Annotated in this window: 9 protein-coding genes and 2 pseudogenes; 8 read left to right on the forward strand and 3 right to left on the reverse strand. The window is 56.5% G+C overall.

The genetic code is table 11. From position 1 onward, the window contains the following. Positions 1–34: 34 nt before the first annotated feature. From JCM25146_RS03145 to cobM, 3 genes are read left to right on the forward strand one after another with little or no spacing between them, the layout of a single operon-like run. Entirely contained in the window at positions 35–1,276 is a 1,242-nt protein-coding gene (locus JCM25146_RS03145; protein WP_025825828.1) for a bifunctional cobalt-precorrin-7 (C(5))-methyltransferase/cobalt-precorrin-6B (C(15))-methyltransferase, read from the forward strand. Further along, on the forward strand, positions 1,273–1,650 hold the full coding sequence (locus JCM25146_RS03150) for a cobalamin biosynthesis protein (protein WP_025825830.1): 378 nt from the start codon (positions 1,273–1,275) through the stop codon (positions 1,648–1,650). Before JCM25146_RS03145 ends, JCM25146_RS03150 begins: the two co-directional genes overlap by 4 nt. Continuing rightward, positions 1,647–2,399: a precorrin-4 C(11)-methyltransferase gene (gene cobM / locus JCM25146_RS03155; protein ID WP_025825832.1), complete on the forward strand. Its 753-nt coding sequence runs from the start codon at positions 1,647–1,649 to the stop codon at positions 2,397–2,399. Before JCM25146_RS03150 ends, cobM begins: the two co-directional genes overlap by 4 nt. Here the strand turns inward: cobM and JCM25146_RS16830 are convergent. Both JCM25146_RS16830 and qhpR read right to left on the reverse strand, forming a co-directional pair. Further along, positions 2,396–3,483: pseudogene (locus JCM25146_RS16830) on the reverse strand (cobalt-precorrin-5B (C(1))-methyltransferase). The gene cobM and the pseudogene JCM25146_RS16830 overlap by 4 nt on opposite strands. A gap of 85 nt (positions 3,484–3,568) precedes the next feature. Continuing rightward, on the reverse strand, positions 3,569–4,642 hold the full coding sequence (gene qhpR, locus JCM25146_RS03165; protein WP_025825834.1) for an AraC-like transcriptional regulator QhpR: 1,074 nt from the start codon (positions 4,640–4,642) through the stop codon (positions 3,569–3,571). 179 nt (positions 4,643–4,821) lie between these two features. Between qhpR and JCM25146_RS16835 the strand changes: the two are divergent. From JCM25146_RS16835 to JCM25146_RS03185, 4 genes and pseudogenes are all read left to right on the forward strand, one after another. After that, a pseudogene (locus tag JCM25146_RS16835) lies at positions 4,822–6,211 on the forward strand (ethanolamine ammonia-lyase subunit EutB). After that, entirely contained in the window at positions 6,208–7,005 is a 798-nt protein-coding gene (gene eutC / locus JCM25146_RS03175) for an ethanolamine ammonia-lyase subunit EutC (protein WP_025825835.1), read from the forward strand. The pseudogene JCM25146_RS16835 and the gene eutC overlap by 4 nt, the downstream one beginning before the upstream one ends. After that, positions 7,002–8,342: an ethanolamine permease gene (eat, locus tag JCM25146_RS03180; protein WP_025825837.1), complete on the forward strand. Its 1,341-nt coding sequence runs from the start codon at positions 7,002–7,004 to the stop codon at positions 8,340–8,342. Before eutC ends, eat begins: the two co-directional genes overlap by 4 nt. Before the next feature lie 189 nt (positions 8,343–8,531). Then, complete coding sequence (locus JCM25146_RS03185; RefSeq protein ID WP_408734903.1) at positions 8,532–9,881, forward strand: outer membrane beta-barrel protein; 1,350 nt, start codon at positions 8,532–8,534, stop codon at positions 9,879–9,881. A 106-nt stretch (positions 9,882–9,987) separates the two neighbouring features. On the opposite strand, the gene JCM25146_RS16840 is transcribed toward JCM25146_RS03185, so the two are convergent. Then, positions 9,988–10,437: a hypothetical protein gene (locus tag JCM25146_RS16840; RefSeq protein ID WP_025825841.1), complete on the reverse strand. Its 450-nt coding sequence runs from the start codon at positions 10,435–10,437 to the stop codon at positions 9,988–9,990. A gap of 223 nt (positions 10,438–10,660) precedes the next feature. On the opposite strand from JCM25146_RS16840, the gene JCM25146_RS03200 reads away from it, so the two are divergent. Beyond that, entirely contained in the window at positions 10,661–11,917 is a 1,257-nt protein-coding gene (locus JCM25146_RS03200) for a dicarboxylate/amino acid:cation symporter (RefSeq protein ID WP_025825843.1), read from the forward strand. Positions 11,918–11,946: the final 29 nt, after the last annotated feature.

Consider the following 11,946-nt stretch of genomic DNA (forward strand, 5'->3'; position numbering starts at 1 on the left):
AAGCACGGGGGTTTTGTATTGAAAAGAGGATGTGATGCCTGAGCTGAACATGCATAACCCGGCTCCATGGTTGAGCGTGATCGGGGTGGGGGAGGATGGTCTGAGCGGCCTGAGCGGCACCGCCAGAGATCTGATTGCGCAGGCAGAGTATGTGTTTGGTGGCGCGCGACATCTGGCGTTGGTAGCCCCCCTGCCACAAGGCGTATGCACAGCATGGCCAACACCGTTCAGCGAGGGCGTAAGGCAGGTGCTGGCCCTGCGTGGGCGGCAAGTGGTTGTGCTGGCATCCGGGGACCCGTTTTTTTACGGTGTTGGCGGTGTGCTGGCCCGTAGCCTTGGTGTGGGGGAGATGCTGTGTTTGCCTGCCGTATCGTCCGTCGCACTGGCGTGTGCGCGGCTTGGCTGGGCGCGTGAGCAGTGCCACGTCGTGTCCGTGTGCGGCAGACCTGTAGAGCGGGTTCGCCCATTTTTGCAGCCTCGGGCGCGGTTGCTCGTTTTGTCGGCTGATGCTACTTCCCCCCGCCTTCTGGCGGAATGGCTGGTGGATTTGGGGCTTGGTGCGGTACGGTGCCATGTGCTGGAGGCACTCGGTGGTGCAAACGAGCGGTGCCGTAGTTTTGTGGTTGAGGACGGCCCCCCGCCCGATATGGGAGCCTTGAACCTGCTTGCGCTGGAGGTCCCCGCCAATGTAAGCGCGCTGTGCCTGCCCCGATGCGCCGGTCTGCCCGATAGCTGTTTTGAGCACGATGGGCAGCTTACCCGCCAGGATATAAGGGCGCTAACCCTATCGGCCCTTGCGCCACGGGCAGGGGAACTGCTGTGGGACATTGGCGGTGGGGCGGGGTCTGTTTCCATTGAGTGGATGCTTGCTGCACCTGAGTGTCGGGCGATAACGATTGAGAGCGTGGCAGAGCGTGCTGCCCGCATTATGCGCAATGCGCAGGCGCTGGGTGTGCCTGACCTACAGGTGGTGCAGGCGCGTGCGCCGCAGGGGCTGGATGGGTTGGACACGCCAGACGCCATTTTTGTTGGTGGTGGAGCCAGCAGAGCGGGTGTGCTGGAGCAGGCGTGGGCGGCACTCCGTCCGGGGGGGCGTATGGTGGTCAATGCCGTTGTGGTAGAAACCGAAAACCGTCTGCTACAGGCTGTGCGGGAGTGGGGGGGGCGGTTGACGCGCCTTTCCATAGCTCGGCTGGACGCGGTTGGAGGGTTCCATGCGTTTCGTCCAGCTATGACGGTGACGCAATGGGTGGCCAGCAAGCCGGGTAGAGCATGATTGTTGTTGGCATGGGCTGGCGCAGCACCGCACTGGTTGGGTCTGCGTTGGAACTGCTGGCGCGCAGCTTGCGCATCGTAGGGGTGCAGGCACCTGATTATATTGCCGTCCCCGATTTTAAGCGCGGGGATGATATGCCCCACCTGCTTGCGAGCGCGTGGGGGGCGGAGCTGCTGTGGATCGGGCGCGCGCAACTCCAGCAGGTGCAGCCGGGCTGCCATACAGCGTCCGCTACTGTTATGCGGCATGTGGGGGTTGCATCTGTGGCGGAGGCATGTGCTCTTGCCGGTGCGGGGGAGGGCGCGCAGTTGTGCCTGCCCCGCCAGATATTATGTGGTGTAACCTGTGCGGTGGCACGAGGAGATAGGACGTGACGGTTCATTTTATTGGAGCAGGCCCCGGCGCTGCGGATCTGTTGACCATCCGGGGGCGTGACCTTCTGGCCTCCTGCCCGGTCTGCCTTTATGCAGGCTCGATTGTACCGCCCGACATGCTCCAGTATTGCCCAGAAGATGCGCGACTTGTGGATACAGCACCCATGTCTTTGGACGAGATCGAGGCCGAGTATGTGCGGGCACATAACGCCGGGCAGGACGTTGCGCGCCTGCATTCTGGTGATCTGTCCATCTACAGCGCTGTGGCCGAGCAGGTGCGCAGGCTTGAGCGCAATGCCATTCCATGGACCATGACCCCGGGCGTGCCCGCCTTTGCTGCTGCGGCCTCCGTTCTGGGGCGGGAGCTAACAGCTCCAGGCGTGGCGCAGAGCCTTGTGCTGACCCGCGTGAACGGTCGTGCATCTGCCATGCCTGAGCGTGAAAAGCTGGAAACCTTTGCCGCCACAGGCACAACATTGGCCATTCATCTGGCCGTGCATGCCCTGAGCCGTATTGTGGCGGAACTGACTCCCTTTTATGGCGCGCAATGCCCTGTTGCCATTGTTGCACGCGCATCATGGCCCGATCAGATCGTGCTGCGCGGCACGCTGGAAAGCATTGAAAAAGAACTGGAGCTTAATCCGATCGAGCGGACTGCGCTGGTGCTGGTCGGCCCTGCTCTTGCTGGCATGGTCGGGCGTGAGAGCGCTCTATATGACCCCGATTATCGCCGCCGCTTTCGTAGCTAAAGGGCAAAAGGCCGATCTGCTTTGCCTGCAAGCCTGCCTGCGCGGTCAAAGACGAGCACGTCCAGCTGTGTTGGGGCGGGGCTGAGGGTTTGCTGCGCCACCTCCCATGCCTTGTGAGCAATCAGGCTCCCCAGAGGGTATGTGTGGGACGCAGCGAGCAAAAAAGCCTCGGCGACCGTGGGGGAGGTTTTTATCTGTTCCGGCAGGTCGTGGGGGGCGCCATGCTGTGCTGCAAGGTCGGCCAGAGCAGGCATGTCTGCCTGACTGCGGCTGGAGTGCAGGTCCAGACAGCCCTGACCCAGCTTGGTCATTTTGGCAATGCCCCCCGCAATACTCAGGCGGGGCACAGGGTGGTGGCGCAGGTATTTGAGCAGCCCGCCTGCAAAGTCCCCCATTTCAATCAAGGCTATGTCAGGCAGATTATAGAGAGCCTGCCCCGCTTTTTCGGAGACATTGCCAGTGGCAGCCAGAATATGGGGTAATTTTTCCGCCCGCGCTACATCAACGCCACGGTGAATGCTTTCTATCCACGCGGAGCAGGAGAACGGCATGACAATGCCTGTTGTGCCCAGAATGGACAGCCCCCCCACAATGCCCAAACGTCCATTGAGCGTGTGTTGCGCCAGTTCCTGACCGTTATCAATGCTGATTGTGACTTCTGCATCTGGTGGTACAGCATTGTTGGCTTGTGTCAGAGCTGTGCGGATCATGGCGCGTGGGGTGGGGTTAATGGCGGGTTCCCCCGGCGGTAAAGGTAACCCCGGACGTGTGATGGTGCCAACCCCCGGCCCCGCCCGGAAGATAATGCCAGAGCCTGCGGCAAGTGCGCGTACCGTGCAGCGGATCATGGCACCGTGGGTGATGTCAGGGTCATCTCCGGCATCTTTTATGACCGCAGCGCATGGGGCGTCTGGTGTGCCGCTGAACTGGCAGAGGCTGAACGCCACCTCCTTACCCGAGGCAGGGTGATCCACACACTGGCCGGGGGTTCATGGCCTTGCAGTACCAGCCATGCCGCCTTGGCCGCTGCCGTTGCGCAACTGCCCGTGGTCCAGCCACGGCGGAGGGGGGTAGGGGGCTGCATCATACCCTATCCATGTCTCATATTATGTACAGGAGATGCAAATATGAAAAAAAGGACCCACGCATACTCCCAAGAAAGCAAAGCTTTATGATGGGCCAGAAGACGGAGGTTTGCTGAGGTGCTGCTCCCGCCAGGCACGAGGTGATGCACCACTCCATTTGCGAAAAGCGCGGCTGAATGCACTTGTCTCGGTATAGCCCAGAGCCAGAGAGATTTCTCCCATATCCGTGCCGGGCTGGCTGAGGTAGCGGCATGCTTCGGCGTAGCGCACCTCTTCCAATAATGTGCCAAAGGAGAGATCGAACTGTGCAAGCCTGCGCTGGAGCGTCCATGCGGGCATGTTCATACGTTGGGCAATGTCGGACAGTGTACAGCAGCGTTCCGCCAACCCGGCCCGGATGATGGTGGCTATCTGTTCCTTGAGTGGTGGAGCCGAGGCCACCTGTCCATTCCCCTGATGGGTGCGGGAGAGGGAGATCAGCGAGGCGCGCATGATGTCCAGCATGGCTGCATTGGCTTTGGGCATCCGGCGTTCCAGCCCGGACCGGCGGAAAATCAGAGCATTGGTGCTTTGGTCAAAGCGGATGTCGGCCTGAAAAGCCTCTGTATGTTCATGGGCCTGCTCTGGGCGCTGGTGTTCGAACATAACGGTTTCAGGCACCCAGTGTGGCCCCATGGCGTGGCGCAGAATATTGCAGAACATACCCATGGTCAGCTCCGCATCCTGCCTGCGCCGGGTAATGGTGGGGTCCAGAATGGTGTATTCCAGCCGGAGCAGGCCGTTGTCCTGTTCAATGACCTGCGTGTGCGTGTTGCCCTGATGATACCCAAAATGGCTGGCCAGATTGCGTACAGCCTCCTCCGCTGTGGCGGACAGCAAGGCAATATACCCGACAAGCCCCAGCATTTCTGGCTGGAACTGCTGGCCAAACCATAGGCCCAGATTGCCGTCGTGTGTTTCGTGCGCGGCTTCTTCAAACAGGCGGCAGTAAGCGGTCAGGTCCAGACGGTCGGTCGGCAGGGCAAACTGGCCGGTGGATAGGCCGGAACGTCCCGCTATCCGGTCAACATCGCCTCCGCGGGAGGTAATGAACTCTTCAACACCGGTTGCGGCGGCGGCGAGCACACCAGATGTCGGGCTGTGCATCGGGTCAGACATGGCAGAATACGTCTATGTAAGGGTGCATTTTGTTTTGAATGGTCAATAAATTGTTTCCTCCAGTCAAGTCCGAACACATGTGATGCTGTTATTGTAACGGTATCGAACCAAGTTGCGGGAACGTCTTTTTCTACCCCCGCAACAGGAGTGTGCCTTGCAGGCGCGGGAGGCTTGGACCAATGGGATATCGTCACACACTGGGTGGGGAAAGCTACCATTTCCGGGATATTAAGGCCCTCCTTGCCATTGCCTCTTCTTTACGTTCGGGCGACCAGCTTGCAGGGCTGGCGGCCCAGTCTGATGCGCAAAGAATGGCTGCCCGTTATGCGCTGGCCGATGTGCCGCTACGCAGTTTTGTTGAGACTGCCCTTGTTCCCTATGAGGAAGACGAAGTCACACGCCTGATCGTGGACACACACGACCATACAGCTTTTGCACCTATAGCGCATATGACTGTCGGAGAGTTCCGTGACTGGCTGCTCTCGCATGAGGCTGACGCATCAAGCCTTGCCCGGATTGCCCCGGGCATTACGCCAGAAATGGCTGCGGCCGTAAGCAAGCTTATGCGTAATCAGGATTTGATGAGCGTTGCGCGCAAGGTTCGGGTTGTGACCAGATTCCGTAATACCATTGGTTTGTCTGGCTGTTTGTCTTCACGCCTGCAACCCAATCATCCGACCGATGACCTTAAAGGCATTGCGGCCTCCACACTGGATGGTCTGCTTTATGGCATGGGGGATGCGGTTATTGGCATCAATCCGGCAACGGATAGCGTGGCCAATGGTCTGGCTTTGTTGGACATGCTCGATCATGCCCGACAGCTTTACGATATTCCAACCCAGACCTGCGTGCTCACACATGTAACCAACACGCTTGAGATCATGAACTGCGGAGGCGCGGTTGACCTTGTCTTCCAGTCCGTTGCCGGCACGCAAAAGGCGAATGAGGGCTTTGGCGTCAACCTCGCCATACTGCGCGAGGCACATGAGGCCGCTCTGGCTCTGGGGCGTGGCACAATCGGGGCAGAACGTCATGTATTTTGAAACGGGGCAGGGGGCCGCACTGTCCGCCGGTGCGCACCATGGTATTGACCAGCAGACGGTGGAGGCGCGGGCCTACGCTGTTGCGCGGGCCTTTGATCCCCTGTTGGTCAACACTGTGGTGGGCTTTATTGGCCCTGAATATCTGTATGACGGCAAGCAGGTGATCCGCGCGGGGTTGGAGGATCACTTTTGCGCCAAGCTCATGGGTGTGCCCATGGGGTGTGACGCCTGCTACACCAACCATGCCGAAGTCGATCAGGATGACATGGACAACCTGATGACACTGCTGGGTGTTGCGGGCATTACCTTCCTGATCGGTGTGCCGGGTGCGGATGACATCATGCTCAATTATCAGAGCCTGTCATTCCACGATATTCTAACCCTGCGTCACGCGTTGGGTGCAAAGCCTGCTCCCGAATTTGCGGCATGGCTGGAGCGTATGGGGCTATATGACCCGCATGCCAACCAGATGCGCCCGCTCGAACTGGGGCAGACGCCATTGGCAAAGCTGGTGTCCGCAGCATGACAGAGCATGGCAAACCTGTTGTTCCTCCCCGCCTACTGGTGGATGAGTGGCACCCTTTGCGAGCGCTCACTCGTGCGCGTATTGGGCTGGGTCGCAGTGGCAATGCGCAGTGCACAACCGATGTTCTGGCTTTTCAGGCAGCACATGCACAGGCGCGGGATGCGGTGCATACCCCACTGAATGTGCAGGATATGGAGCGGCAGTTGCACGGCGCGGAGTGCCTGCATGTGCACAGCCGCGCCGCAGACAGAGCCACATATCTACGCCGCCCGGATCTGGGGCGCAGGCTTGGTGAGCAGTCTTTGCACCAGTTGCGCAAAGGCGAGTGGGACGTTGTGTTCGTGGCAGCAGATGGCCTTTCCTCCATTGCCACGCAGACAAACGCCGTTTCGTTTTTTATGGCCATGCAACCCCTTCTGCCGGGCTGGTGCATTGCACCTTTGGTCATAGCCATGCAAAGCCGCGTCGCTCTGGGGGATGAAATTGCTCAGGCCATGGGGGCCAGAATGGTCGTGATGATGATTGGCGAACGACCGGGCCTGAGTGTTGCAGACAGTCTGGGTATTTACCTGACATACGCGCCGTATGTCGGCTGCCCTGATTCCCTAAGGAACTGTCTGTCCAATATTCATGCGCACGGCATGACGATACCTGCCGGAGCCGCCAAACTGGCGTGGCTGATGCATGAGGCAAACCGGCTTGGGCTTACAGGTGTCGGTCTTAAAGATGCTGCACCAGACAAGGTGTTAGGCAAATACACACCATCTTTACATGATAAGGACACAGACGCATGAGTGAGAGCAGCGGGACCAAGCTCAGCCAGTCTCTCGGTGCCTTCCATTTGTGGGGGATTGCCGTCGGGCTTGTCATTTCGGGCGAGTATTTTGGCTGGAGCTATGGGTGGGGAACTGCCGGAACGCTTGGTTTTTTGGTCGCCACTGTTTTTGTGGCGCTGATGTACACAGCGTTTATCTTCAGTTTTACGGAGCTGACGTGTTCTATCCCCCATGCGGGTGGGCCTTTTGCCTATAGCTTCCGTGCTCTTGGGCGCTGGGGTGGGCTTGTTGCCGGTCTGGCCACGCTGATTGAGTTTATTTTTGCACCTCCCGCTATTGCGCTTGCCATTGGTGCTTATCTGAACGTGCAGTTTCCTGCTCTATCGCCCAAGGTCGCGGCTTTGGGGGCGTATCTGGTGTTCATGACACTCAATATTGTTGGCGTGCATATTGCTGCAACATTTGAGTTGTTCATTACCATTGCTGCCATTGTTGAACTTCTGGTGTTCATGGGTGTGGTGGCTCCCGCCTTTTCGTGGGATCATTTTTTGGCCGATGGCTGGGGTGCGACACCACATTTTGGCTGGCAGGCGCTTGGCGGTATTCTGGCGGCAATGCCTTTTGCCATCTGGTTTTTTCTTGCGGTGGAAGGCGTTGCCATGGCCGCGGAAGAAGCGCGTGAACCACGGCGCTCCATTCCCATTGCCTATATTGCCGGTATTCTTACCCTTGTCTCTCTTGCTTTTGGCGTCATGCTTTTTGCCGGTGGCGTTGGGGACTGGCATACCCTGTCCAACCTGAACGACCCGCTGCCTCAGGCTATGAAGCAGGTTGTGGGGGCTCATAGTGGTTGGCTGCATATGCTTGTCTGGCTTGGACTGTTTGGGCTGGTTGCATCTCTGCACGGTATTATCATGGGTTATGCACGCCAGATGTTTGCTCTGGCACGCGCTGGTTTTTTGCCGGGAGTGCTGGGGCGTCTGCATCCACGGTTTAAAACGCCGTATGTGGCTACTCTGGCTGGTGGAGCCATTGGTATTGCCGCCATCTTCTCGGACGACCTGGTAAGCATTCAGGGGCAGTCCCTAACCGCAACACTGGTCACCATGTCCGTTTTTGGTGCTCTCACCATGTATATGCTGAGCATGATCAGCCTGTTCCGTTTGCGTCGGACAGAGCCTGCACTGGAACGGAGCTATAAGGCTCCACTGTATCCCGTGCTGCCCGGCTTTGCTCTTGGTGCAGCCATGATCGCTCTTGCGGTTGTTATTTATTATAACATCGAAATATTCATCATCTATTCCTCAATAATGCTGGTATGTTCGGTTTTTTTTATGAGCAGGTTCAAAAAATAATAAATTTTTATATTGGCTGTTATTTTTTTGTCCCCGCTATGGATTGATGTGATGCGCAAAAACTTTGTTCATGACTTTGGTTTCCTTCTGGCTGCATGTGTTTCTTCTAGCGCGTTGCTTTCCTCTTTTGCGCATGCAGCAGAAGCCTCTTCTGTGTCTCTTACCTCGGCTCAGATTGTGAATGCTCCCATGAGCGCCCCCCCAGAGGCGGAAAAAGCGGCCGGCACGCCATCTGATGGGGAGGAAGTCCCTGCGGCTGTGAATAATGAAGATGATGCGATGAAACCCACAGTGGGTAACCTGTTTCATCCCAAGGCAGGGCAGGTGCCAACTTATTGGCAGGGGTTGGAAGCCCATGTGTCGGTGGAAGCTGGCGTAACAGGCAACCCATGGACGCGTTCTGGTCGCAATTTTGCCCAGTACTATACAGACCGGGCCAATACGGCCACGCTGAACCAGATCATGGGGTCAATCTCCCACCCCGTTACGGCGGTAGGCAAAGGTTATGGGCTGGGGTTCGTGTTTGAGGCCATGTATGGCTCAGATGGTCGCTTTGATCCTACAATTGGCATGGGCTCAGGGTCATTGCACGGGTTGTACCAGTGGGTTCCGACACAGGCACATATTGATGCGCACCTACCATGGATTTTCAAACGCGGGATCGATGTGCAGATCGGGCAGATGTACGGGATTATGGGGGCGGAAGGGACGCCTGCGCAGGCCCGTCCGTTCTATACCTTCAATTATGCCTCAGATTACATTGTTCCGTTTGAGACAGTCGGCATTCTTGCCACCATGCATCTGACCCGCCACATGGACTGGATTTTGGGTATAGATGCTGGGAACTCCACAACTTTTGGTGCATCAGGCAACAACAACAAGCCCAAGGGGTACTTTGGGTTTGCATGGAACAAGCTGCTGGACGGTAAGCTTGATGTGCACGCAATCGGTCATTTTGGCCCGCAAGGGAACAACGGTTCCAGCATTACGTCTGCCGAGGGCTGGGTCAGTTCAGGCCTTGGTAAGGCCGCCAATCACCTGATGCAGTACAATGGTGACATCATGGCGACCTATCATGTGAATGATAAAATGACGGTTTCCGTTAATGGGACCTATCTGCATGATGACGGTCTGCGGGATGATGCCTATGGGGTTAGCACCTATTTTTCATATGCATTCCACCCGTGGTTAACGCTGAATGCCCGTGGCGAAATTTTTCGTGACAATACGGGCGGGATAATTGCCGAATATTCGAGCTTCAACTCCTTCACGCAGGCAATCAGCAACACGCCGTACCCTTATTACGTAGCGCCCCCGACAACATATGGTGAACTCACGGTGGGGGTCACTTACAAGCCAGAATTCATTAACAAAAAGCTTGCTCTGGGAGGCTTTATTATTCGCCCGGAAGTGCGACTGGACAAATCCCTCAACGGGACTCATCCGTTCAATCAGGCAGGAACCGTTGATAACCCGGTCGTCAACAATGGAACAAACAATATGTTCTGGTTTAGTTGTGACGCGACATGGGCGTTCTGAAGCCTGAATTCTAAGCGGATTATATAATAAAAAAGGCCTGCGGGAATGTCCGCAGGCCTTTTTTGTCAGCAGGTTGAGAGGGCAGTTCTCTGTGCAGCCATACTGCTCAGAATGCATCAAGCTTGAAATACAGGCGTGAAATCTGGCCCGAAAGGTGTACACCCTTGGCATGGCCAGAGAATGAGATATCGACCCCTTTGGCATTTTCCATAACGATGCCTGCGGGGCCAGCCCCGGCTGCTATATCGCCGCCGACCGTCCAGTATGTGCCTTCAAAATCCACCAGTCGGGACAGGTTTGTCACGCAGGCAGTGCCCGTAAGTTTTGCTCCACCAAGGGCAAGTGCCCCGCCACCCTTGACAGAAATAGGGTAACGCTGGCCACCATATGTTAGTGTGCCGTGGCCCCACATATAGCCGATGGCGGCACCAACTTCATGCATGGAAATTTCAATCTGCCCATCAGACGCGGTATCGCACGCTGTTTTGGCCATGGCCTGACCGGCTAAAGCCGAGGCCATGATAAGGGATACAAGACCGGTGCGAAAAAAGGACATGAACAGAACTGCCAGACGTCTGGAAAGTGAAGAAAATGACATGTCATGGAAAGCGCAAAAGGGCAATGCCGAAACTTTGTGACAAACCCCGATTTTAACGGCAGCATGAGTGTGGCCGATCAGTGGCTTTGGCCACATTTTTTGACGATCTGATCAGTCTTTCCTATTAGGGGCGTCTTTAGTCACAAAAGTTTCAAACCAAAGTGGGAGAGGAATCACGCTGATGGCCAGTGCCACGCAGTTCGGAAATACCAGACGGCGGACATACGCCATCCTTGTTGCTCTCGTTTTGGGCGTTGTGTGCGGGCTGTCTGTGCATGTCTGGGCGCCAGCCTATATTGGCATGGCGGAACAGAGCGCCACCTTGCTGACAGGGCTGTTCCTCCGGCTGATTCGAATGGTCATAGCACCCCTTGTGTTTGCCACTCTGGTCAGCGGCATTGGCAAGCTGGGGGATGACACACTTGTGCTGCGTGTCGGCGGTAAAGTCATTCTCTGGTTTTTGGGTATGTCCTTTATCTCCCTGACCATTGGTCTGCTTGCGGCAAATATCTTGCAGCCGGGTGCCGGTTTTTCTGCCCCGCTGCCTGCGGATATTGCTTCTCTGCGCCATTCTTTTCAGCCGGTTGACTTTGTTCTGCATATTGTGCCCACAAGCATTCTTGATGCGATGTCGCGGAATGACATTCTTCAGATTGTCGTGTTCTCGGTTCTGTTCGGGGTTTCTCTGCCAGCGGCGGGCAAAGCAGGTAAAACCATGCTCGCCTGGGCGGAAGAGCTTGCAAGCATCATGCTGCGTATGACTGATATGGTCATGATGCTAGCACCCATAGCGGTTTTTGGGTCCATCATGGGGAGTCTGGCCCATAGCGGCCCTGAAATGATGATGCATTTCGGGCGCTTTCTCTTCCAGTTCTATGGCACAATCATGTGTCTATGGGCTGTTCTGACCTTCATTGCTTTTTGCGTCATTGGTCCCAGAATCAAAGAACTGATCAAGGAACTGGTCCAGCCTGTTATTCTCGGTTTTGCTACGGCAAGTAGTGAATCAGTCTACCCACTCCTGCTGGAACGGCTGGAAAATTTTGGGGTGCCGTCCCGGATCGCGGGGTTTGTGCTGCCTTTGGGGTATAGCTTTAACCTTGATGGCTCCATTCTGTTCCAGTCTTTTGGGGCCATGTTTATCGCTCAGGCATATGGCATTCATCTACCATGGACGCAGCAGGCTCTTATGGTGCTGGTCATGATGCTGAGCAGTAAAGGGATAGCGGGCGTGCCGCGTGCTTCTTTGGTCACGCTTGTTGCCGTTCTTCCCCAGTTTGGTCTTCCTGAGGCAGGCATCGCACTTATTCTTGGTATTGATCATTTTCTGGATATGCTGCGCACCGCCACAAATGTTCTGGGCAACGGTTACGCGGCGGCTGTATCCGCTAAATGGGAGGGCGTTCTCTCCGAAGGGCCAACAGAAGACATGCTGTGAGGGTGTTCCGCAACCTTATGAGCTTACGA

It is taken from the genome of Acetobacter okinawensis JCM 25146 (genome assembly GCF_000613865.1).
In the GTDB taxonomy this organism is placed as follows: Bacteria; Pseudomonadota; Alphaproteobacteria; order Acetobacterales; family Acetobacteraceae; genus Acetobacter; species Acetobacter okinawensis.